Source organism: Rhizobium lusitanum (genome assembly GCF_014189535.1).
Classification (GTDB): domain Bacteria; phylum Pseudomonadota; class Alphaproteobacteria; order Rhizobiales; family Rhizobiaceae; genus Rhizobium; species Rhizobium lusitanum_C.
The window spans coordinates 1285425-1307250 of record NZ_CP050308.1; the positions used below are offsets into that span (position 1 = coordinate 1285425).

Sequence of the window (21826 nt, forward strand, 5' to 3'; positions counted from 1 at the left end):
CAGATGATCGACGTCTCGAAACTTTCCGTCCGGCTTGCCGGCAAGACAGTCGTGCACGACGTCACCTTTACCGCCAAACCCGGCGCTCTGACGGCAATCTGCGGGCCGAACGGCTCAGGCAAGACGACGACGATGAAGGCCATTTCCGGCGAGCTTGCCTATCAGGGTTCGGTGCGCCTCAATGCGGCGGAGATCGGTTGTCTCCAGCCATGGCAACTGGCGGAAACGCGCGGCGTGCTGCCGCAGGCGAACACCATCTCCTTTCCCTTCACCGTCCGCGAAATCGTCCGCATGGGACTGACGACCGGGCGCAATCGCCATCCCGAACAGGCCGACCGCATCGCCGCAGATGCGCTTGCCTCCGTCGACCTCACAGGCTTCGAGGGGCGCTTCTATCAGGAGCTTTCCGGCGGCGAGCAGCAGCGCGTCCAGCTTGCGCGGGTACTTTGCCAGATCTCCGAGCCCGTCATCGACGGCAAGCCCTGCTGGCTACTGCTCGACGAGCCCGTCTCCAGTCTCGATATCAGCCATCAGTTGACGATCATGACGCTTGCCCGGCGATTCTGCCAGCGCGGCGGCGGTGTCATTGCGGTGATGCATGATCTCAACCTTACCGCGCTTTTCGCCGACCAGATGGTGCTGCTCAAGAATGGGCAATTGACGGCAGCCGGTCCGGTCGCTGACGTTCTGACCGACCGGCATCTGCTCGATGTTTTCGGCAGCGCGCTGAGAGTCAACCGCGTTCCCAGCGACGGCTCTCCCTTTGTCCTTGCCCATAGCGCGCTGAGCGACTGAACTCGCTTTCGTTGCAAAGTCTGGAACCTTTCGTTGCATTGCCGCGTTGTTGAGGGTGACCCGGATCGATTTTCTGCGCGCCTGACGGCGCAACATGTCTTGCAGCATTCGGTCATCCCAACTGCCAGCGCGCCGGTCCAGGCGCCAGGGCAAAAACGTAAACGATGCAAGGGAGAAAGACCATGGCCACATCCATCCTTCAATCGGCGAAAGCCAAGCGCAATGGCAGCCTGAACGACATCGAAACCAGCATCGAAGATCAGATCGAACATCTGCGCAACGAGATCGCTTCGTTTGCCAAGATCATCGGTGAAAACGGTAGCAAACAGAGCCAGAAGGTACGCGCCCGCGCGGAGATCGGCTTGGAAGATCTAACGGCGCGTGGTGAAGACCTGCTGCATGAGTTGCAGCAAGGCTATGCCAAGGGTTCTCGTGAAATGCGCAGGGCCGTCCGGCAGCATCCGGTCGCAACCATCGGGGCCGCGGCGGCTTTCGGTCTCGCAATCGCCCTGCTCCTGTCCCGCCGCTAAGGAGCCGCGATGCTCGCTCCAATCCTCAGCCTGCTCCTCTCGGGCACACTGAACCGTACCGTTGCGCGCACCAAGCGCAACGGTATTTTTGTCGCCATCGCCGCGATCCTTCTCCTCACGGCCTATGGCTTTGCGCTGATCGCCGCTGCCATCTGGATGGCAACCATCTATGGCGCCGCCGTTTCGGCACTATTGATCGCGGCCGGTGCATTACTGCTCGGCCTGATCGTTCTCGTCATCATGGCGATCCTTAACAAGCAGGAAGAGCGGCGCGCCCGTGAACGTCGCGCCTCGTTGGAATCCATGGCTTTCGCTGCGCTGGGTCTTGCAAAGACGCAACCAATGCTCACCGCCGCCATCGCCACGGCACTGGTGTTCGGCAACCTGTTTGGAACGAAAAAACGGGATGATTGAGCGCGGCCCAGCCGATCGGTAGAGTTCGCGACTACGCGCGAACGCATCAGTAATCAGCCCGCACCATCATGAGTGATTGTGCGGGCTTCTTGCAATCTCAGAAAGCAAACGCCTTCGAGGTCAACGGCGCGGAGGTGGCGTCGGGGCCAAAATCGGCCTCGCCGGTAATCTGCAGTACTTCCTGCAGGCGCTGGCGGGCGCGATTGACGCGGCTCTTGATGGTGCCGACAGCACAACCACAGATCTCGGCGGCCTCCTCATAGGAAAAACCGGAGGCGCCAACGAGAATGATGGCTTCACGCTGATCAGGTGGAAGCTGATCCAGCGCCTTGCGAAAATCCTGCAGGTCGAGTGCACCATATTGGGAAGGATGCGTCGCCATCGATTCGGTGAAGAAGCCGTCGCTGTCCTGTACCTCGCGGCCACTCTTGCGCATCTGGCTGTAAAGCTCGTTACGCAGGATGGTGAAGAGCCAGGCCTTCATGTTGGTGCCCATCTCGAAATGGTCCTGCTTCGCCCAGGCCTTCATGATCGTGTCTTGCACGAGGTCATCGGCGCGGTCGTGGCGGCCAGTAAGGGAGATGGCAAAGGCACGCAGGCTTGGCAGGGCAGCCAGGAGTTCGCGCTTGAAGCTCGGTTGCTGTTCCATGATGCTTCCCCTTACTCGGAGACTTTTGAGGAAGCCAAACGTTCGACCTGATCCAGCTTCTCAAGCAGATCGAGAAAGCGATCGGGGATAGCCTCTTCCTGCACTGCAGCGTAAAAGGAGCGCAGCCGGTTACCGATCTGATTGTTGGGATCAAGGATATCGGCAGCGCGCAAATCAGCGCGGTTACGGTCCGCTTCCTCTTGATTTTGGATGGTCATTTAGCCTGCTCGCTTCCGCATTTTCTCGCGTTCATGGGTCGGGTGCGCCTATATGCCCTGGTCCGGATGACCAGCCTGCCTCGCTCGCGTCCGCTTCAATCCGAAATCGGAGGACGATGAAACCTGCTACACGTTGGCAGGGTAATGCCATTGCCTAAAAAAAGTTCCGTGGCAGAGGAACTTTTTTACCAAACTGGAGTTTCTTTATCATTGCAGCTTGGAGGCTGTGTTTCAATTAGGAATTGATTAAAAGGCGGGAGCCATTAATGACACTTTCTACACGCATTGCCCCACATCTTGCATATTTGCGCCGCTACTCCCGCGCGCTGACCGGGACACAGACTTCGGGCGATGCCTATGTCGCAGCGGTCCTCGAGGCGATCATCAGTGATATCTCCATCTTTCCGGAAACATCCAACGACCGCGTCGCTCTTTATAAGCTGTTTACCAAGCTATTCGGAACGACGGCGATCCAGATTCCCGAACCGACCTCGCCCTATGCCTGGGAGCAGCGCGCCTCGGTAAACCTTGCAAAAGTGTCGCCGGTCGCCCGTCAGGCCTTCCTTCTGGCCTCCGTCGAAAACTTCCGCCTCGGCGAGATCGCCAATATTCTCGAAGTATCCGAAACCGAAGCCATGAGCCTGCTCGACAAGGCATCGCAAGAAATTTCGCGCCAGGTCGCCACCGATATCATGATCATCGAGGATGAGCCGCTGATCGCGATGGATATCGAGCAGATGGTGGAAAGCCTCGGGCATCGCGTCACCGGTATCGCCCGCACCCATGCGGAGGCTGTAGCCCTGCACAATGCCACCAAGCCCAGCATGGTGCTTGCCGACATTCAGCTGGCCGACGGCAGCTCCGGCATCGACGCCGTCAACGAGATCCTCAAGACATCGAACATCCCGGTCATCTTCATTACAGCCTTCCCGGAACGTTTGCTGACCGGCGAACGCCCCGAACCGACCTTCCTTGTCACCAAGCCGTTCAATCCAGACATGGTGAAAGCCCTGATCAGCCAGGCGCTTTTCTTCAACGAAACCACAAAGGTGGCCGCCTGACTCGATTCGACACCTTGTCGCGGAACAAATATGGCAACCGAACGTTCCGGCTGCTAAGGGACGCTTTACCGACTGTTATGGCGAGTGATTGTATAGACCGGACCGAGTTCCTCCGGCTGAGAATGCCCTGTCGGCGGGGTTCTCGAAATTTGAGTGAAAGGCAAACCGGTGAGTACGACTGAACCATTATCCGGCGCGCCTTTGAGTTTTGAAGGCAAGGCCGCCATGATGGAGCGGGCGCTCGGAAGCGCCGGCATCTCGATCCTCTTTCAGGATACCACTCTTGCGATCCGATACGCCGAAAACCTGCCCGACCACCTGAAACCATCCCTGATCATTGGCGGCACCGATCTTCATCTCTTCGGCGAAAAAGATGGTTCGCATTTGCTGCAGCTGAAGCGCGGCGTGATGGAAAGCGGAAAGCCCGCCAGCGCGGAAGTAGAACTTCCAACCGGAGACGGCGTGCGCATCTACGAGCTGAAGATCGAGCGCATAGGCGGACGCAAGCCCCAGGGTCTGCTCTCCGTCATCTCCGAGGTCACCGAGACCCGCCACCGCGAGAAAGTCCTGAAATCGCTGCTGCGCGAGCTGTCGCATCGCTCCAAGAACCTGCTGGCGATCATTCAGGGCATTGCCACGCAAACGGCCCGCCATACGCTGTCGATCGACAATTTCCTGATCAAGTTCCGCGGCCGCCTGCAATCGCTGTCGAACTCGCAGGACCTGATCACCGATTCCAGCTGGCGCGGCGCCTATTTGTTCGAACTCGCCGAGAAGCAATTCGCCCCCTACTGGCCCGATGCCGGCGTGCCCATGCCGATCTACGGGATCAACGCCCATCTGACGCCGAATGCCGCCGTGCATCTCGGCCTTGCCCTGCACGAGCTGATCGTCAACTCCGCATCGCACGGCGCCATTTCGGCCGGCGCCACCAGCATCACGCTGAACTGCAAGGAAGCCGAGCTCGACGGCAAGAAGGCGATCGAGGTGACATGGTCGGAACGCTTCTATTTCCCGGCCGATCATGAATTCGAGGACAACAGCTTCAGCCGCACCGTGCTCGAGCGCGTGGTGCCGAGCTCGATGAACGGCCGCGCCGATTTCTCCATCGGCGATGACAGCATCGGCTATCGCCTGACCATCCCGGAAACCGAATACGAGATCCTTCGTCGCCGTTGAGCGGCGCGCATGCGGATCGCACACGAAAACAGCCAGTGCGAGGGCGGCGCACTGGCTGCTTTTCACTCATCGGGAGGGGACCGTGAGTAGATGCCCGGTGACTATGTTGGGGGCGTACATCAATTGATGCGCTCATCACCAGGACAATCAGATAACGACGATGCCGCGCCTTGGTTCCCATCTTTCTCAAAAAAATTTCATTTTTTTCCCATGCATCTGCCGCCCTTATCAACGGAGCGCCAACGACAGCCGTCGCATGCTTTGAGAACTCCCTCATAATTCTGGATTATTACAGTTAAGTTTTGGATCTTTCACCGATCGGAAACTCAAGAATATAAAATACAAAACATACCTTTAGTAGAAATCTCCAGACCGTGTTCAGCGCCGTGCGGTAGAGACGAAAATTTCTATTTCCACAAAAACGAAATCCAAAATTTTACCGTTTGATAAATTTTTTATCCTGAGTTACCGTTTGTTCCACTAGCCGTTTACTATAAGAGGGAACTTCAATGGGACGACTGGAAACTGGGATTCATAAAGGCCGGCTCACGCCTGCCGAATATGATGCGAACTTTTCCGATCTTCATCCGCGCCTGAACGACCACGAGGCGCTGGTCGCTGCCGACCGCTGTTATTTCTGCTACGACGCGCCGTGCATGACGGCTTGTCCCACCTCCATCGACATTCCGCTGTTCATCCGCCAGATCTCGACGGGAAATCCGATTGGCTCGGCCAAGACGATCTTCGACCAGAATATCCTGGGCGGCATGTGCGCCCGCGTCTGTCCCACCGAACAGCTCTGCGAGCAGGATTGCGTGCGCAATACTGCCGAAGAGCGCCCGGTCGAGATCGGCCGCCTGCAGCGCTACGCGACCGATATAGCCATGGCGGAGAACAAGCAGTTCTATGCCCGCGCCGCGTCGACCGGCAAGAAGATCGCCGTCGTCGGCGCCGGTCCTGCCGGCCTTGCCTGCGCCCATCGCCTAGCAGTGAATGGCCACGAGGTCGTGATCTTCGATGCCCGCGAAAAGGCCGGCGGCCTCAACGAATATGGCATCGCCACCTATAAGGCGGTCGACGATTTCGCGCAGAAGGAAGTCGACTATGTGCTGTCGATCGGCGGTATCGAGGTAAAGAACGGCCAGGCACTCGGCCGCGATTTCAGCCTCGCTGATCTGTCTTCGCAATATGATGCCGTCTTCCTCGGCCTCGGCCTTGCCGGCGTCAACGCGCTGCGCGCTGAAGGCGAGGATCTCGACGGCGTCGCCGATGCTGTCGCCTATATCGCCGATCTGCGTCAGGCGAGCGACAAGGCGGATATCGCCATCGGCCGCCGCGTCGTCGTTCTCGGCGGCGGCATGACCGCGATCGACGCCGCCGTACAGGCAAAGCTGCTCGGCGCCGAAGAGGTGACGATCTGTTATCGCCGCGGCAAGGAGCATATGAATGCTTCAGAATATGAACAGGATCTCGCCGCCTCCAAGGGCGTCATGATCCGCCACTGGCTGGCGCCGAAGCGCATTGTCGACAAGGACGGCAAGGTCGCCGGCATCGAGGTGGAATACACCGAACTGCGCGACGGCAAGCTGACCGGCACCGGCGATATCGGCATCATCGCCGCCGACCAGATCTTCAAGGCGATCGGCCAGACCTTCGAGGCATCGGGCCTCGGCGCATTGCGCATGGAAGCCGGCCGCATCGCCATCGACAGCGAAGGCCGCACATCGCTCGAGCATGTCTGGGCCGGTGGCGACTGCGTGCTCGGCGGCGACGACCTGACGGTTTCCGCCGTCGCTCAGGGCCGTGACGCGGCCGAATCCATCAACCACGCGCTCGCTGCCTCTGTGCAGCCGAACGCCGCCGTCGCTTGAAGGAGAAATCGATATGGCTGATCTCCGCAATAATTTCGTCGGCATCAAATCCCCTAACCCGTTCTGGCTCGCCTCCGCGCCGCCGACCGACAAGGCCTACAATGTCGAGCGCGCCTTCAAGGCCGGCTGGGGCGGCGTCGTCTGGAAGACGCTGGGTGAAGAAGGCCCGCCGGTCGTCAACGTCAACGGCCCGCGCTACGGTGCGATCTGGGGCGCCGACCGCCGCCTGCTCGGCTTGAACAATATCGAGCTGATTACCGACCGCGACCTCTACACCAACCTGCGCGAAATGAAGCAGGTGAAGATGAACTGGCCAGATCGCGCGCTCATCGCCTCGATCATGGTTCCCTGCGTCGAGGATGCCTGGAAGGCCATCCTGCCGCTGGTGGAGGAAACCGGCGCAGACGGCATAGAGCTCAATTTCGGCTGTCCGCACGGCATGTCGGAACGCGGCATGGGTGCTGCGGTCGGACAGGTGCCGGAATATATCGAAATGGTCGTGCGCTGGTGCAAGCAATATACCCGCATGCCCGTCATCACCAAGCTGACGCCGAATATCTCTGATATCCGCAAGCCCGCCCGCGCCGCCAAGGCCGGCGGTACCGATGCCGTGTCGCTGATCAACACGATCAACTCGATCGTCTCCGTCGATCTCGACAATTTCGCCCCGAACCCGACGGTCGGCGGCAAGGGTAGCCATGGCGGCTATTGTGGCCCGGCGGTCAAGCCGATCGCGCTCAACATGGTGGCCGAGATCGCCCGCGATCCGGAAACCTACGGCCTGCCTATCTCCGGCATCGGCGGCATCACCACCTGGCGTGACGCGGCCGAATTCCTGGCGCTCGGCTCCGGCAATGTGCAGGTCTGCACGGCGGCGATGACCTACGGCTTCAAGATCGTCCAGGAAATGATCACCGGCCTCTCCGACTGGATGGATGAAAAGGGCCACCGCAATCTCGACGACATCATCGGCCGCGCCGTGCCGAATGTCTCAGACTGGCAGTACCTCAACCTCAACTACATCGCCAAGGCCAAGATCGACCAGGATGCCTGCATCAAGTGCGGCCGCTGCTACATCGCCTGCGAGGATACCTCACATCAGGCGATCACCAACATGGTCGACGGCGCCAGGCATTTCGAGGTGATGGACGAGGAATGCGTCGGCTGCAATCTCTGCGTCAGCGTCTGTCCGGTGGAAAACTGCATCACCATGGAGGAACTGCCGGCCGGCAGCCTCGACAAGCGCACCGGCAAGATCGTCGACCCGAACTACGCCAACTGGACGACCCATCCGAACAACCCGATGGCGCAGCAGGCGGCTGAGTAATACGGTTATTCTCTAGAGATCGGCCTTCGCACTGGTGTTGATATAAGTGCGAAGGCTGAGGGCTTAGGTCGCGACTAAGGCCGCCGAATACCGAGCCCGTCGACGAAGAGTTTTTCCAGATAGCGCGCCGCATCCTCGAAGCGCCCCTCGCCCGAATGTTCCTGCCCGAGCACGGCGCGCACCTGAACATCGAAATCCGCATAATGCTGCGTCGTCGACCAGATGGAGAAGATCAGGTGATAGGGATCGCATTTGGCGATCTTGCCGGCCTTGGCCCAGGTGCGGATGACCTCGGCCTTTTCGTCGACAAGGCTCTTCAGCGGGCCGCGAAGCTCGTCTTCGATATGCGGCGCTCCCTGCAGCATCTCGTTGGCAAACAGGCGGCTTTCGCGCGGGAAGTCGCGGGCCATTTCGAGCTTGCGGCGAATATAGGAGCGGATCTCGCTTTCGGGATTGCCATTGGCATCGAAAGCACGCAACGGCTCCAGCCAGGTGAACAGCACCCGATCGATCAGCGCCCGGTGGATGGCTTCCTTCGTGCGGAAATAATAGAGCAGATTGGGCTTCGACATGCCGGCCACTTCGGCGATCTGGTCGATGGTCGAGCCGCGAAAGCCATTCACTGAAAAAACATCCAGCGCGGCTTCGAGTATCACTTCCTCTTTTTCTTCCTGGATGCGGGTGCGGCGCTGCGTCCTGGCGGCTCTGGGGATGGCCATGTCTGCTCTATTTCTCCTTGAAATCCAAGCCTTTCGGCCAAGTTCTCATTGCACCCTGCCCGCGCTGTAGATTTGGGCAATTGCCTGAAATTTTATCGGGAATTTTCGCGCTTTTCGTCTTGAGCGCCGCCACGGAAGTTGTAATGTTTACCAGTCGGTCAAATTATCTGTCAGATGTCTTACAAAGGCAACCGGCGATTTTCCGGGGCAAGAAAAACAAGCAAACGCTCTGGCAATGACCATCGGGAACAATTGGGCATGCGCCTTGCATGCCACAGGACAAACAGGTGAGGATTGCATCATGGTGGCAGCGCCAGGAGAAAACATGCGTATCAACGGCGATCGCCTTTGGGACGCATTGATGGAGATGGCGAAAATCGGCCCCGGCATTGCCGGCGGCAATAATCGTCAGACGCTGACCGATGCCGACGCCGAAGGCCGCAGCCTTTTCAGGACATGGTGCGAAGACGCCGGCATGAAAGTCGGCGTCGACAAGATGGGCACGATGTTCGCCACCCGCGCCGGTACCGATCCGGACGCACTGCCGATCTATGTCGGCTCGCATCTCGACACCCAGCCGACCGGTGGCAAGTATGACGGCGTGCTCGGCGTGCTCGGTGCCCTCGAAGTCGTGCGTACGATGAACGATCTCGGCATCAAGACCAAGCATCCGATCGTGGTCACCAACTGGGCCAACGAGGAAGGCGCGCGCTTCGCCCCCGCCATGCTCGCCTCCGGCGTCTTTGCCGGCATGCATACGCTGGATTATGCCTATGGCCGCAAGGATCCGGATGGCAAGACCTATGGCGAGGAGCTGAAGCGCATCGGCTGGCTCGGCGACGAGGAGGTCGGCGCCCGCAAGATGCACGCCTATTTCGAATATCACATCGAGCAGGGTCCGATCCTCGAGGCCGAGGAAAAGACGATTGGCGTCGTCACGCACTGTCAGGGCCTGTGGTGGCTGGAATTCACGCTGACGGGCAAGGAAGCGCATACCGGCTCGACACCGATGAACATGCGCGTCAATGCCGGGCTTGCCATGTCGCGGATCATCGAGATGGTGCAGGGCGTGGCGATGGAAAACCAGCCGGGCGCCGTCGGCGGCGTCGGCCAGGTTTCCTTCTCGCCGAACTCCCGCAATGTGCTACCCGGCAAGGTGGTCTTCACCGTCGATATCCGCACGCCCGACAAGGACAAGCTTGATCGCATGCGCGCCAAGATCGAGGCCGAAGCACCCAAGATCTGCGATGCCCTCGGCGTCGGCTACTCCGTCGAGGCCATCGGTCATTTCGAGCCGGTGACGTTCGATCCGAAGCTGGTGACCGCCGTGCGCAATGCCGCCGAGAGGCTCGGCTACAGCCACATGAACATCATCTCCGGCGCCGGCCACGACGCCTGCTGGGCCGCCAAGGTAGCACCCGCCACCATGGTCATGTGCCCCTGCGTCGGCGGCCTATCGCACAACGAGGCCGAAGAGATTTCCAAGGAATGGGCGGCGGCCGGCGCCGATGTCCTGTTCCACGCGGTCGTCGAGACGGCGGAGATCGTGGCGTGATGGAAGCGGTTGCCGTGATCGAATTGGACGGCAAGCAACTCATTGGTCATGATAATTTTCACAAGGAGTTCGCAGCGACGTTTGGCTTTCCAAGTTTCTATGGTCAAAACATGGACGCTTGGATCGACTGTATGAGTTGCTTAAGTGCTCCCGGAGAGCAAATGACGAGTCTCGCGGTCCAAGCCGGCAAGATTCTAACGATAAAAATAAATAACTACAGATACTTCAAAGAAAATGGACCTGAACAATGGATCAATTTGCTTGAATGCGCTGCTTTCGTGAATTGGCGTGAACTGCAACAGGGAAGAGATCCGCTGATAGCGTTAGCGTTTTACGACTGAAGGGAACAAGGCATGAGCACAGTCATCAAGGGTGGAACCATCGTCACGGCCGACCTGACCTACAAGGCCGACGTCAAGATCGAAGGCGGGAAGATCGTCGAGATCGGGCAGAACCTGTCCGGCAACGAGGTGCTCGACGCCACCGGCTGCTATGTCATGCCGGGCGGCATCGATCCGCATACGCATCTCGAAATGCCGTTCATGGGCACCTACTCCTCCGACGATTTCGAGAGCGGTACACGGGCGGCCTTGGCCGGCGGTACGACGATGGTGGTGGATTTTGCGCTCCCCTCACCCGGCCAGTCGCTGCTCGAGGCGCTGACCATGTGGGACAACAAGTCGACGCGTGCGAACTGCGACTATTCCTTCCATATGGCGATCACATGGTGGGGCGAGCAGGTCTTCAACGAGATGGAGGCCATCGTCCGCGACAAGGGCATCAACACCTTCAAACACTTCATGGCCTATAAGGGCGCCCTCATGGTGGATGACGACGAGATGTTCTCCTCCTTCCAGCGCTGCGCCGAGCTTGGCGCGTTGCCGCTCGTCCATGCCGAAAACGGCGACGTGGTGGCACAGATGCAGGCGAAGCTGCTCGCTGAGGGCAATAACGGTCCGGAGGCGCATGCCTATTCCCGCCCCGCCGAAGTCGAGGGCGAAGCGACGAACCGCGCCATCATGATCGCCGACATGGCCGGCTCGCCCGTCTATATCGTCCATACCTCCTGCGAACAGGCCCACGAAGCCATCCGCCGCGCCCGCCAAAAGGGCATGCGCGTCTATGGTGAGCCGCTGATCCAGCACCTGACGCTGGACGAAACCGAATATGCCAATGCCGATTGGGACCATGCCGCCCGCCGCGTCATGTCACCGCCCTTCCGCAACAAGCAGCATCAGGACAGCCTCTGGGCCGGCCTTGCCTCTGGCTCGCTGCAGGTGGTCGCCACCGACCATTGCGCCTTCACCACCGAACAGAAGCGTTTCGGCCTCGGTGATTTCACCAAGATCCCGAACGGCACCGGCGGCCTGGAAGACCGCATGCCGATGCTCTGGACCTATGGCGTCAACACCGGCCGCCTGACCATGAACGAATTCGTGGCGGTGACGTCGACCAACATCGCCAAGATCCTCAACTGCTATCCGAAGAAGGGCGCGATCCTCGTCGGCGCTGATGCCGATATCGTCGTCTGGGATCCGAAGCGCTCGAAGACCATTGCCGCCAAGACACAGCAGTCGGCGATCGACTACAATGTCTTCGAGGGCAAGGAAGTGACCGGCCTGCCGCGCTACACCTTGACCCGCGGCGTAGTCGCCATCGAGGAAGGCACGATCAAGACGCAGCAGGGCCACGGCGAATTCGTCAAGCGCGAGCCTTTCACCGCCGCCAACCGGGCGCTTTCGACCTGGAAGGACGTCACCGCGCCGCGCAAGGTCCAGCGCAGCGGCATCCCCGCAAGCGGGGTGTAACGCTTGGCTCCGACATTTCGGCCTATTAGCTCAAAGCGGCACCAGCCGCTCCAGATCCGGCAGCAGGACAACGCTTTCCTGCTCGTTCTGGTCGGTGCGAGCGATGATGGCCGTCGCCGGCCGGTCGCTGAGATTGGCCGGCAAATGCGGCACGCCGGCCGGAATGTAGAACATCTCGCCCTCGCGAACGATAACATGCTCTTCCAGTTGATCTCCGAACCAGCAATGCGTCTCGCCGGACAGCGCGTAGATCGCCGTCTCATGCGTGGCATGCAGGTGCGCCTTGGCGCGGCCTCCCGGCGGGATGGTCAGAAGATGCATGCAGATGCCTGTCGAGCCGACTGTCTCAGCGGCAATCCCCTCGAAATAGCTGAAGCCCTGCTTTCCGGCATAGGTGCTGCCGGGCCGCACGACACGACAGGTGGGCTTCGATGACGCACTCATGGCATTGCTCCTCTGGATCAGGCAGCCGCACGGCGCCCTCGTCTTCCAAAGCTACAGCAATGCCGAACAGGTTAACAAGCAATCCCCGCCCCCACTGCGCGGCGAAAACATGACTGGCAGGTGTTAATGACGTCGTCCGCTTCCTCCGTCGTCTCCGCGCGGAACCTCTGTCTCACCTACGAGACCAATGACGGGCCGGTGCATGCGCTGAGCAATGTCGATCTTGAGGTCCGCAAGGGCGATTTCGTCTCTTTCATCGGACCGTCCGGCTGCGGCAAGACCACCTTCCTGCGCGTCATCGCCGATCTCGAGCGCAAGACCTCCGGCGACATCACCGTCAACGGCATGGCACCGGACGAGGCGCGCAAGGCGCGTGCCTATGGCTATGTCTTTCAGGCGCCCGCCCTTTATCCCTGGCGCACCATCGAGAAGAACATCGCCTTGCCGCTGGAGATCATGGGCTATGCCAGGGAAGAACAGGCCAAGCGCATCGCCCAGACGCTGGATCTGGTCAATCTCACCGGTTTTGAGAAGAAATTCCCCTGGCAGCTTTCGGGCGGCATGCAGCAACGCGCATCGATTGCACGCGCGCTCGCCTTCGACGCCGACCTGCTCCTGATGGACGAGCCCTTCGGCGCGCTCGACGAGATCGTCCGCGACCATCTCAACGAACAGCTCCTGAAGCTCTGGAAGCGCACGAACAAGACCATCTGTTTCGTGACCCACTCCATCCCGGAGGCGGTCTATCTTTCCACCAAGATCGTCGTCATGTCGCCCCGCCCCGGCCGCGTCACCGACGTGATCGAATCCACGCTGCCGCTGGAACGCCCGCTCGACATTCGCGAAACCCCCGAATTCCTGGAGATCGCCCATCGTGTCCGCGAAGGGCTGAGAGCGGGGCATAGCTATGAGGAGTAGGATCACATCATGAACCCGCAATTCCTCCTCTGGCTCGCCGGCTCCATGGCGATCTTCATCGCCGGGGCAACCGCCTCGCGGACCTATATCGCCAACAGCAACATTTTGATCCTCATCCTGGCGCTCGTTCTCTATTGCATCGGCAATCTGATGATGGTCCGGCTGATGCGCGAGGGCGGGCTGGGGTTGGCGATATCAGCCTCCTCCATCGCTCAGCTCGTGGTCGTCAACATCGTCGCCTTCTTCGTCTTCGGCGAGCGGCTCAGCCTGCCGCAACTGGCCGGCGTCGGGCTCGGTATCGTGGCGATGGCGCTGATGCTGTTTCCCGCGCAAGGGAGAGCGTGAGCATGGAGAAGGAACAGTTTTTCAAGCACAGGTTCCTGCCGGTTGCGACCATCGTGCTGGCGATCCTCGTACTCTGGTACGTCTTCGCCGTCGTCCTCAACGCGCCGTTCCAGCGCGATCTAGACCGGCGCGCCAATGTCACCCCGACGACGATGGAGTTTATCGGCAAGACGATGGCCCAGCCGAAGCCGATCCTTCCGGCACCGCATCAGGTGGCACAGAACGTCTTCGAGAACACCTTTCTCAGAGCGCCGACCAGCAACCGCAGCCTCATCTACAATGCCTGGGTAACGCTTGCCCCCACCGCTGTCGGCTTCGCCTTCGGCACCGTGCTCGGCATCCTCTTTGCCGTTGGCATTGTGCATGTGGTCGCGCTCGATCGCAGCCTCATGCCCTGGATCATCGCATCGCAGACCATACCCATCCTGGCGATCGCGCCGATGGTCATCGTCGTATTGGGTTCGATCGGTCTTACCGGCCTTATTCCCAAGGCGCTGGTCTCGACCTACCTCTCCTTCTTCCCCGTCGCCGTTGGCATGGTCAAGGGATTGCGATCGCCGGAAACCATGCACCTCGACCTGATGCGTACCTATAATGCCAGCGCCATGCAGACCTTCTGGAAACTGCGCATGCCCGCATCGGTCCCGTTCCTTTTCACCTCGATGAAAGTCGCAATAGCAGCGAGCCTGACCGGAACGATCGTTGGTGAACTGCCAACCGGCGCGGTCGCAGGCATCGGAGCCAAACTGCTGGCCGGCTCTTATCAAAGCCTGACGATCGACATATGGGCGGCGCTCGTCGCTGGCTCGCTGCTGGCCGCTGTGTTGATTGCCGTCGTCGGCATCGCGGCGCGTATCGTCGACCGTGCGATGGGAGGTCGTCCGGCATGAAGAACCTACATTTCTCGTGGCAGGGCATGCTCTGCGTTCTTCTCTGCCTTGCAGCACTCCCGGCGCTGCCGCTGCTCGCCGCTGATGCCGCCGCACCCTTCAGCAGCGGAACCACTTTCGTCATTTTCATTCTCATTGCCGCCTCGGCCGCTTTCTCGTTCATGAACCTGTCCGCCCCCCTCGGCGCGGCGATCCTCTTCTTTTCCGCGCACGCAGCCGCCTGGCTGTTGCTCGCCGGAATATCGGGCAATGACGGCAAGGCGCTTGCGTCTTTCTTCATCCTGATCGCCGCTGCCTGGCTGCTTGCCTGGCGTTGCGTCTCCATCCTGTCGACCATCCGGCTGCCTTCGACCGCCGGCAGCTATCTGCTGCGGCTATTGATCCCCGCGATCTTCGGCGCCTGGATCCTGATCTTCTGGGAAGCCGTGACGCGTGGGGCCGGCGTCCCCTTCATCCTCCTGCCGCCGCCCAGCGCCATCGGAGCGAGGATTGCCAGCTCGCTTTCGATCCTCTGGACCGATGTGCAGCAGACCATCTTCAAATCGGTATTGATCGGCTACATCATCGGCTGCGGCAGCGGCTTCGTCGTCGCGATCCTCGCCGACCGTTTCGCCTTCCTGCGCCGCGGCCTGCGGCCGATCGGCAATTTCGTCTCGGCGCTGCCGATCATCGGCGTCGCGCCGATCATGGTCATGTGGTTCGGGTTCGACTGGCAGTCCAAGGCCGCCGTCGTCGTTATCATGACCTTCTTCCCGATGCTGGTGAACACCGTCGCCGGCCTTGCCGCCGCCGGCAACATGGAGCGCGATCTCATGCGCACCTATGCGTCGAGCTATTGGCAGACACTGTTCAAACTGCGTCTGCCGGCAGCCGCCCCCTTTATTTTCAATGCGCTAAAGATCAACTCGACCTTGGCCATGATCGGTGCCATCGTGGCGGAGTTCTTTGGTACACCCATGTCGGGTATGGGCTTCCGCATCTCGACCGAAAACGGTCGGTTGAATCTCGACATGGTCTGGGCGGAAATCGCGGTCGCGGCGATCGCGGGATCCGTCTTCTACGGCATCGTCGCCATTCTGGAGCGAATGACGACGTTCTGGCATCCGTCTATCCGTGGTGGGCAGACGTAGACTAAGATCCCGGGCAAGGGATCAGGGCATAACTTCAGAGGGAAAAAGGGTGAAGAACATGAAAAGACTGATGCTTACATTGATGGCGAGCGCCATGGCCCTGAGCATGGCTCAGAGCGCAAATGCCGCCGACAAGGTGACGCTGCAGCTGAAATGGGTGGCACAGGGCCAGTTCGGCGGCTATTTCGTCGCCAAGGACAAGGGCTTCTACAAGGAAGAAGGCCTCGATGTCGACATCAAGCCGGGCGGCCCGGACATTGCGCCGGAACAGGTGATCGCCGGCGGGGGCGCCGATGTCATCGTCGACTGGATGGGCGGCGCTCTGGTTGCCCGCGAGAAGGGCGTGCCACTGATCAACATCGCCCAGCCCTTCGAAAAGTCCGGCCTCGAGCTGATCTGCCCGAAGGACGGCCCGGTCAAGACAGAGAAGGATTTCAAGGGTCATACGCTCGGCGTCTGGTTCTTCGGCAACGAATATCCCTTCTTCGCCTGGATGAACAAGCTTGGCCTGAAGACCGATGGCGGCAAGGATGGCGTCACCGTCCTGAAGCAGAGCTTCGACGTTCAGCCGCTCGTCCAGAAGCAGGCCGACTGCATCTCGGTTATGACCTACAATGAATACTGGCAGGCGATCGATGCCGGCTTCAAGGCGGAAGACCTCACCGTCTTCAACTACTCCAAGCTCGGTATCGACCTTCTCGAAGACGGCCTCTATGTCAACGAGGACAAGCTCAAGGACGCGAAGTTCAAGGCCGACATGGTCAAGTTCGTCCGCGCTTCGCTGAAGGGCTGGAAATACGCCGTAGCGCATCCGGATGAAGCCGCCGAAATCGTCATGGACAATGGCGGCCAGGACGAAAACCACCAGAAGCGCATGATGGGCGAAGTCGCAAAGCTGATCGGCAGCGGCAAGCTCGACACCAAGCTCTATGAGCGCACCGTCGAAGCCCTGCTCGACCAGAAGATCATCAACAAGAAGCCAACCGGCGCTTACACACACGAAATCACTGACGCCGCGCTGAAATAGTTCCGGCATCCCCAAATTGACAGAACGCGCGAGGTCCATCCCTCGCGCGTTCTTTTCATTTTGTAACAACCACCACAAAAAGCTGGCTTTATTCTCGCGCTTGCATGAAAAGCCAGGCATCGATCAAGTATCTGAATGCGAACATCACATTGCCGTGATTGATTCATAGCGTTGCCCACTCTAGAATTACCCTGCGACAGGAATGATTTTCTCGTAATCTTGCGGGATTTGGAAATCGCTCCCATTTAATGGGACGAGTTGAGGATGAGGGACCTTCTGGCATGACAGACGGATGTTGATCCGCCGGACGAAGCCGGCCCGCATGTATAGATCCCCCGTGTTCGCGACGGAAACAGCGAAATCCCCTTTACCCAAAATGCCGAACTGGAACCGGACGCATGGCCCTCACGCCGCATAGATTTCTGAGCACGACCACAATCCTGCTTGCCCTGCTATCGGCACCTGTGGCCTTCGCCGAAGAGCCTGCCGTGACCGCCCCGAAACAGAACCTGCCGGCCATCGTCGTCACGCAGGCGCAAACGCGAAAGCTGGTCGACAAGGTGGTCGCCACCGGCACGGTGAAAGCCGTGGAAGAGGTCTATATCCAGCCGCAGGTGGATGGTCTGTCGGTCCGATCGCTCAACGCCGATGTCGGCGACAAGGTTGAGGCGGACGGCACGCTCGCCACGCTGAACGATGACGCGTTGATCCTGCAGAAGAGCCAGATGGCAGCGACGAAAGCCAAGGGGCAGGCAACGCTTGCACAGTTGCGCGCGCAGCTCACCGAAGCTCACGCCAACGCCGAAGAGTCGGAATTGCAGCGCCTGCGCGCCGTCTCCATGGGCGCCAAGGGCACCGTCTCGACGTCCTCAGTCGAGCAGGCAAACGCGACGGCGGCCGCCAACAAGGCGCGCGTAGCCTCGGCCGAACAGGCCATCGCCGTTGCCGAAGCCGATCTCAAGGTTACCGACAGCCAGATCGCCGATGCCGATCTGAAACTCGCCCGCACCGGCATCAAGACCCCTGTGGCCGGCACCGTCGCCTCCCGCAACGCTCGCGTCGGCGCCATCGCCAACGGTAGCAGCGACCCACTGTTCACCATCATCCGCGACAGCAAGCTCGAGCTTGTGGTCGACGTTTCCGAAAGCGACATCACCAAGATCAATATCGGCCAGAAGGCGTTGATTTCGCTTTCCGGCAACCGCGAGAAGCTTTCGGGCTCGGTACGTCTGGTTTCCCCGGTCGTCGATGCGGTGACCCGCCTCGGCGCGGTTCACATTTCCATCGATGATGGCGACAAGGCTCGCGCCGGCATGTACGGCAGCGCCGAGATCGTCATCCGCGAGACCCAGGGCGTCGCCCTGCCTTTGACCGCCGTCAACAGCGACGAGAATGGCTCCTCCGCCCGCAAGGTCGAGAGCGGCGTGGTCAAGTTCGTCAATGTCGAAACCGGCATCCAGGACGGCGCCTATGTCGAGATCGTCAAGGGCCTGCAGGATGGCGAGGAAGTCGTGGCCAAGGCCGGCGCCTATGTCCGCGATGGCGACCATATCACGCCCGTCAAACAAGCGCCGCAAGCGTCCAACTGAGCGAGAACGGCAAGATGAACTTTTCCGCCTGGTCCATCCGAAATCCCGTCGCGCCGCTCCTGGGCTTTTTCCTGCTGATGGTGGTAGGAGCACACGCCTTCTTCAATCTGCCGATTACCCGTTTCCCGAATATCGACGTGCCGGTCGTCAACGTGACCGTGACGCAGAGCGGCGCATCGCCCGCCGAACTTGAAATGCAGGTGACGAAGGAGATCGAAGACGCCGTCGCCAGCATCAACGGCATCGACGAGATTCAATCGACCGTCACAGACGGCCAGTCGCAGACCGTCGTGGTTTTCCGCCTCGAAGTGCCAACGCCACAGGCCGTTCAGGATACGAAGGACGCGATCGACCGCATTCGCGGCAACCTGCCGTCCACCATCGACGAACCGATCGTCTCCAAGGTCGACGTAGAGGGACAGGCGATCCAGAGCTTCGCCGTATCCTCGCCGAACATGACGCTCGAGGAAATGTCCTGGTTCGTTGACGATGTCGTGAAGCGCGCCCTGCAGGGCCAGTCCGGCATCGGCCGCGTCGATCGCTACGGCGGCGCCGACCGCGAAGTACGCATCGAGCTCGATCCGAACAAGCTGAATGCCTATGGCATAACCGCGCTTTCGGTCAGCCAGCAACTGCGCGGCACCAATATTGATCTCGGCTCCGGCCGCGGCCAGGTAGCGGGCAGCGAACAGGCGATCCGCGTCCTTGGCGACGCCCGCGAGGTCGCCCAGCTTGCCGACACCACGATCGCCCTGACCAACGGCCGCTTCGTCAAGCTCTCCGCTCTCGGTGTCATCAAGGACACCTATCAGGAGCCGAAGTCCTTCTCGCGCTTCAACAGCGCGCCCGTCGTCACCTTCGGTGTATTCCGCGCCAAGGGCGCTAGCGAAGTGACCGTCGCCAAGACCGTGGGCGACACGCTGAACAAGGTGCGCGCAGAAAACCCGAATGTCTCCATCGAGCTGATCGACGACTCCGTCTACTATACCTACGGCAACTATGAAGCCGCCATGCACACGCTGCTTGAAGGCGCGCTGCTGGCCATCATCGTCGTCTTCCTGTTCCTCAAGAACTGGCGAGCGACACTGATCTCGGCCGTGGCACTGCCGCTCTCGGCGATCCCGACCTTCTGGGTCATGAACCAGATCGGCTTTTCGCTGAACCTCGTCAGCTTCCTGGCGCTGACGCTCGCGACCGGTATCCTCGTCGACGACGCCATCGTCGAGATCGAGAACATCGCCCGCCATATCAAGATGGGCAAGACGCCGTATCGCGCCGCGATCGAAGCTGCTGACGAGATCGGCCTCGCCGTCATCGCCACCACCTTCACCATCATCGCCGTCTTCGTTCCGGTCTCCTTCATGCCGGGCATTCCCGGCCAGTATTTCATCCAGTTCGGCCTGACGGTCGCCTTCTCGGTGTTCTTCTCGCTACTTGTCGCGCGACTGATCACGCCGATGATGGCCGCCTATCTGATGCGCCCAGAAGACGCGGTTGACGACCATCACGACAATGACGGCCGGTTCATGCGTGGCTATAGCTGGCTGGTTCGGCTGACGACGAGGAAATGGTATACGCGCTACCCGACCCTCCTCGCGGCCTTCGCATTCTCCATCGCCTCCGTCTTCGCTCTAATCATGTACGTGCCCGGCAGCTTCATCCCCCCTGAAGATGCTTCCCGTATCGTGCTGTCGGCAGAGCTGCCGCCCAATGCCCGGCTCGACGACACCGAGCACGCGACCAATGAAATTTACAAACGCGTCAAGGACATCAAGGGCGTTGAAAGCGTCTTTGTCCTCGGCGGCGCCTCGCCCAAGGGCGATCTGGAACTGCGCCGCGCAACGATTACGCTGACGCTCGGAAAGCTCGACCAGTCGCTCGTCAAGAAGCTGGTCAACGATGTGCTCGGCTCCTTGCCGGTCATCGGCCCCTACCTGCCGAAAGTGACCGTTCATGGCCGCGAGCGCCCGCAATGGGATATAGAAAAGGAAGTCTTCGCCAAGCTGCGTTCGCTTCCCGACGTCCGTATCACCAAGCTCAACGACCGCGGGGAACGCGATCTGGCCTACAACTTCCTCTCCCGCAACGAGAAGGATCTGAACCAGGCCGTCGGCATTCTCGAAGCCAGGCTGCGCAGCGATCCGGCGCTTGCCAATGTCAGCGCCGACGGCGCCCTGCCCCGGCCGGAGCTGCAGATCTATCCGCGCAAGGACGAGGCCGCTCGCCTCGGCATCACGCCGCAGATGATTTCCGATACGGTGCGCGTCGCAACCATCGGCGATATCGACGCCTCGCTCGCCAAGATCTCGCTTGATGACCGCCAGATCCCGATCCGCGTGCAGGCCTCGCTCGGCCTGCGCCGCGACCTCGCCTCGATCCGGGCATTGCGCATCAAGACCGCCACTGGCGCCACGGTGCCAATGTCGAGCGTGGCCGATATCGACTATTCGGAAGGTCTGTCATCGATCAAGCGCAACAACCGCTATCGCGTCGTCGCGATCGGCGCGGACCTGCCGCAAGGCGTGGCGCTGGATACCGCTTCGAGCCACTTCCTCGACATCGTCAAGAATGCTCAGATTCCGACCAGCGTCCATCTGGCGGAAAGCGGTGATACCAAGATCCAGAAGGAGATGCAGACAAGCTTCGGCAACGCCATGCTCATGGGCCTGTTGCTGGTGCTGACGGTGTTGATCCTGCTGTTCAAGGATGTGATCCAGCCGTTCACGATCCTGCTGTCGCTGCCTCTGGCGATCGGCGGCGTGGCGCTGGCGCTGATCATGACCGGCAATGCCCTGTCGATGCCCGTTATGATCGGCATTCTGATGCTGATGGGCATCGTTACCAAGAACGCCATTCTGCTGGTCGATTTCGCCATCGAGATGATGCACCACGGCATGCCGAGGCTGGAGGCCGTGGTCGAGGCCGGCCGCAAGCGTGCCCGACCGATCATCATGACCTCGATCGCCATGTCCGCCGGCATGTTGCCATCCGCGCTCGGCGTCGGCGAAGGCGGTTCGTTCCGCGCGCCGATGGCAATCGCGGTGATCGGCGGCATCATCGTCTCCACCGTGCTCAGCCTTGTAGTCGTGCCGTCCTTCTTCCTGATCATGGACGATCTGTCGCGCCTGCTGGCCTGGCTCTTTGGCCGTCTCGTCGGCAAGAGGGATACGGACGACGAGGTTCTGACCAAGGAAAGCCTGGCCGTCGCCGTCAACGAGAACCGCAAATCGCTGACCTTGTTGGAAGAGCGCCTCGATGCCGTGGAGCACAAGGACGCGCCACAACATGGCAGCACATCGGCAAGGACGAATATCCTGAAGCTGCCACCCTTCGCCGCCGAATAGCGGCCGGCTGAGG

21 protein-coding genes are annotated in these 21826 nt (G+C 60.3%); 17 read left to right on the forward strand and 4 right to left on the reverse strand.

Translation table 11 applies throughout. The features are described 5' to 3' along the window. The first annotated feature begins 3 nt into the window (after positions 1-3). From HB780_RS19985 to HB780_RS19995, 3 genes are all read left to right on the forward strand, one after another. Positions 4-795 (forward strand): heme ABC transporter ATP-binding protein, encoded by a 792-nt coding sequence (locus HB780_RS19985; RefSeq protein WP_183695504.1) that lies wholly within the window; start codon positions 4-6, stop codon positions 793-795. Between the two features lie 182 nt (positions 796-977). Further along, positions 978-1325, forward strand: coding sequence for a glycine zipper domain-containing protein (locus HB780_RS19990; protein ID WP_183695507.1), 348 nt, complete (start codon positions 978-980; stop codon positions 1323-1325). Between the two features lie 9 nt (positions 1326-1334). Beyond that, positions 1335-1739, forward strand: coding sequence for a hypothetical protein (locus HB780_RS19995; RefSeq protein ID WP_183695510.1), 405 nt, complete (start codon positions 1335-1337; stop codon positions 1737-1739). A 97-nt stretch (positions 1740-1836) separates the two neighbouring features. On the opposite strand, the gene HB780_RS20000 is transcribed toward HB780_RS19995, so the two are convergent. After that, positions 1837-2388: an RNA polymerase sigma factor gene (locus tag HB780_RS20000; protein ID WP_047456637.1), complete on the reverse strand. Its 552-nt coding sequence runs from the start codon at positions 2386-2388 to the stop codon at positions 1837-1839. A gap of 11 nt (positions 2389-2399) precedes the next feature. Next, positions 2400-2606: a NepR family anti-sigma factor gene (locus HB780_RS20005; RefSeq protein ID WP_183695513.1), complete on the reverse strand. Its 207-nt coding sequence runs from the start codon at positions 2604-2606 to the stop codon at positions 2400-2402. A gap of 266 nt (positions 2607-2872) precedes the next feature. On the opposite strand from HB780_RS20005, the gene HB780_RS20010 reads away from it, so the two are divergent. The 4 genes from HB780_RS20010 to preA all read left to right on the forward strand — a co-directional run bounded on the left by HB780_RS20010 (position 2873) and on the right by preA (position 8044). After that, complete coding sequence (locus tag HB780_RS20010) at positions 2873-3667, forward strand: response regulator (RefSeq protein ID WP_183695515.1); 795 nt, start codon at positions 2873-2875, stop codon at positions 3665-3667. 225 nt (positions 3668-3892) lie between these two features. Further along, positions 3893-4846: a sensor histidine kinase gene (locus HB780_RS20015; RefSeq protein ID WP_183697283.1), complete on the forward strand. Its 954-nt coding sequence runs from the start codon at positions 3893-3895 to the stop codon at positions 4844-4846. A gap of 509 nt (positions 4847-5355) precedes the next feature. Next, positions 5356-6717 (forward strand): NAD(P)-dependent oxidoreductase, encoded by a 1362-nt coding sequence (locus HB780_RS20020; protein WP_183695517.1) that lies wholly within the window; start codon positions 5356-5358, stop codon positions 6715-6717. Between the two features lie 13 nt (positions 6718-6730). After that, positions 6731-8044: an NAD-dependent dihydropyrimidine dehydrogenase subunit PreA gene (gene preA / locus HB780_RS20025; RefSeq protein WP_183695519.1), complete on the forward strand. Its 1314-nt coding sequence runs from the start codon at positions 6731-6733 to the stop codon at positions 8042-8044. A gap of 74 nt (positions 8045-8118) precedes the next feature. Here the strand turns inward: preA and HB780_RS20030 are convergent, their stop codons facing one another. Continuing rightward, positions 8119-8763 (reverse strand): TetR family transcriptional regulator C-terminal domain-containing protein, encoded by a 645-nt coding sequence (locus tag HB780_RS20030; RefSeq protein WP_183695521.1) that lies wholly within the window; start codon positions 8761-8763, stop codon positions 8119-8121. Between the two features lie 301 nt (positions 8764-9064). On the opposite strand from HB780_RS20030, the gene HB780_RS20035 reads away from it, so the two are divergent. From HB780_RS20035 to hydA, 3 genes are read left to right on the forward strand one after another with little or no spacing between them, the layout of a single operon-like run. After that, on the forward strand, positions 9065-10318 hold the full coding sequence (locus HB780_RS20035) for a Zn-dependent hydrolase (protein WP_183695523.1): 1254 nt from the start codon (positions 9065-9067) through the stop codon (positions 10316-10318). After that, entirely contained in the window at positions 10318-10659 is a 342-nt protein-coding gene (locus HB780_RS20040) for a barstar family protein (protein ID WP_183697286.1), read from the forward strand. Before HB780_RS20035 ends, HB780_RS20040 begins: the two co-directional genes overlap by 1 nt. A 12-nt stretch (positions 10660-10671) precedes the next feature. Further along, complete coding sequence (gene hydA / locus HB780_RS20045; protein WP_183695525.1) at positions 10672-12126, forward strand: dihydropyrimidinase; 1455 nt, start codon at positions 10672-10674, stop codon at positions 12124-12126. Positions 12127-12156: 30 nt separating this feature from the next. On the opposite strand, the gene HB780_RS20050 is transcribed toward hydA, so the two are convergent. Next, positions 12157-12570, reverse strand: coding sequence for a cupin domain-containing protein (locus HB780_RS20050; protein ID WP_183695527.1), 414 nt, complete (start codon positions 12568-12570; stop codon positions 12157-12159). 126 nt (positions 12571-12696) lie between these two features. Here HB780_RS20050 and HB780_RS20055 point away from each other — a divergent pair, with 126 nt between their 5' ends. From HB780_RS20055 to HB780_RS20085, 7 genes are all read left to right on the forward strand, one after another. Then, positions 12697-13488: an ABC transporter ATP-binding protein gene (locus tag HB780_RS20055; protein ID WP_183695529.1), complete on the forward strand. Its 792-nt coding sequence runs from the start codon at positions 12697-12699 to the stop codon at positions 13486-13488. 9 nt (positions 13489-13497) lie between these two features. Beyond that, entirely contained in the window at positions 13498-13833 is a 336-nt protein-coding gene (locus tag HB780_RS20060; RefSeq protein WP_183695531.1) for a hypothetical protein, read from the forward strand. A gap of 2 nt (positions 13834-13835) precedes the next feature. Beyond that, positions 13836-14723 (forward strand): ABC transporter permease, encoded by an 888-nt coding sequence (locus HB780_RS20065; RefSeq protein WP_183695533.1) that lies wholly within the window; start codon positions 13836-13838, stop codon positions 14721-14723. Continuing rightward, entirely contained in the window at positions 14720-15853 is a 1134-nt protein-coding gene (locus HB780_RS20070) for an ABC transporter permease (RefSeq protein WP_183695535.1), read from the forward strand. The genes HB780_RS20065 and HB780_RS20070 overlap by 4 nt, the downstream gene beginning before the upstream one ends. Before the next feature lie 58 nt (positions 15854-15911). Then, positions 15912-16880: an ABC transporter substrate-binding protein gene (locus HB780_RS20075; RefSeq protein WP_183695537.1), complete on the forward strand. Its 969-nt coding sequence runs from the start codon at positions 15912-15914 to the stop codon at positions 16878-16880. Between the two features lie 398 nt (positions 16881-17278). Further along, positions 17279-18469: an efflux RND transporter periplasmic adaptor subunit gene (locus HB780_RS20080; protein WP_183695538.1), complete on the forward strand. Its 1191-nt coding sequence runs from the start codon at positions 17279-17281 to the stop codon at positions 18467-18469. A gap of 14 nt (positions 18470-18483) precedes the next feature. Then, positions 18484-21813, forward strand: a complete 3330-nt coding sequence (locus HB780_RS20085) for an efflux RND transporter permease subunit (protein ID WP_183695540.1) — start codon at positions 18484-18486, stop codon at positions 21811-21813. The last annotated feature ends 13 nt before the right edge of the window (positions 21814-21826 follow it).

Bases quoted from the DNA above. Each gene is read 5' to 3' on its own strand.
- HB780_RS19985 (WP_183695504.1), top strand. From the start codon at position 4: ATGATCGACGTCTCGAAACTTTCCGTCCGGCTTGCCGGCAAGACAGTC.
- HB780_RS20035 (WP_183695523.1), top strand. From the start codon at position 9,065: ATGGTGGCAGCGCCAGGAGAAAACATGCGTATCAACGGCGATCGCCTT.
- HB780_RS20015 (WP_183697283.1), top strand. From the start codon at position 3,893: ATGATGGAGCGGGCGCTCGGAAGCGCCGGCATCTCGATCCTCTTTCAG.
- HB780_RS19990 (WP_183695507.1), top strand. From the start codon at position 978: ATGGCCACATCCATCCTTCAATCGGCGAAAGCCAAGCGCAATGGCAGC.
- HB780_RS20050 (WP_183695527.1), bottom strand. From the start codon at position 12,570: ATGAGTGCGTCATCGAAGCCCACCTGTCGTGTCGTGCGGCCCGGCAGC.
- hydA (WP_183695525.1), top strand. From the start codon at position 10,672: ATGAGCACAGTCATCAAGGGTGGAACCATCGTCACGGCCGACCTGACC.
- HB780_RS20030 (WP_183695521.1), bottom strand. From the start codon at position 8,763: ATGGCCATCCCCAGAGCCGCCAGGACGCAGCGCCGCACCCGCATCCAG.
- HB780_RS20065 (WP_183695533.1), top strand. From the start codon at position 13,836: ATGGAGAAGGAACAGTTTTTCAAGCACAGGTTCCTGCCGGTTGCGACC.
- HB780_RS20070 (WP_183695535.1), top strand. From the start codon at position 14,720: ATGAAGAACCTACATTTCTCGTGGCAGGGCATGCTCTGCGTTCTTCTC.
- HB780_RS20060 (WP_183695531.1), top strand. From the start codon at position 13,498: ATGAACCCGCAATTCCTCCTCTGGCTCGCCGGCTCCATGGCGATCTTC.
- HB780_RS20005 (WP_183695513.1), bottom strand. From the start codon at position 2,606: ATGACCATCCAAAATCAAGAGGAAGCGGACCGTAACCGCGCTGATTTG.
- HB780_RS19995 (WP_183695510.1), top strand. From the start codon at position 1,335: ATGCTCGCTCCAATCCTCAGCCTGCTCCTCTCGGGCACACTGAACCGT.
- HB780_RS20040 (WP_183697286.1), top strand. From the start codon at position 10,318: ATGGAAGCGGTTGCCGTGATCGAATTGGACGGCAAGCAACTCATTGGT.
- HB780_RS20010 (WP_183695515.1), top strand. From the start codon at position 2,873: ATGACACTTTCTACACGCATTGCCCCACATCTTGCATATTTGCGCCGC.
- preA (WP_183695519.1), top strand. From the start codon at position 6,731: ATGGCTGATCTCCGCAATAATTTCGTCGGCATCAAATCCCCTAACCCG.
- HB780_RS20080 (WP_183695538.1), top strand. From the start codon at position 17,279: ATGGCCCTCACGCCGCATAGATTTCTGAGCACGACCACAATCCTGCTT.
- HB780_RS20075 (WP_183695537.1), top strand. From the start codon at position 15,912: ATGAAAAGACTGATGCTTACATTGATGGCGAGCGCCATGGCCCTGAGC.
- HB780_RS20000 (WP_047456637.1), bottom strand. From the start codon at position 2,388: ATGGAACAGCAACCGAGCTTCAAGCGCGAACTCCTGGCTGCCCTGCCA.
- HB780_RS20020 (WP_183695517.1), top strand. From the start codon at position 5,356: ATGGGACGACTGGAAACTGGGATTCATAAAGGCCGGCTCACGCCTGCC.
- HB780_RS20085 (WP_183695540.1), top strand. From the start codon at position 18,484: ATGAACTTTTCCGCCTGGTCCATCCGAAATCCCGTCGCGCCGCTCCTG.
- HB780_RS20055 (WP_183695529.1), top strand. From the start codon at position 12,697: ATGACGTCGTCCGCTTCCTCCGTCGTCTCCGCGCGGAACCTCTGTCTC.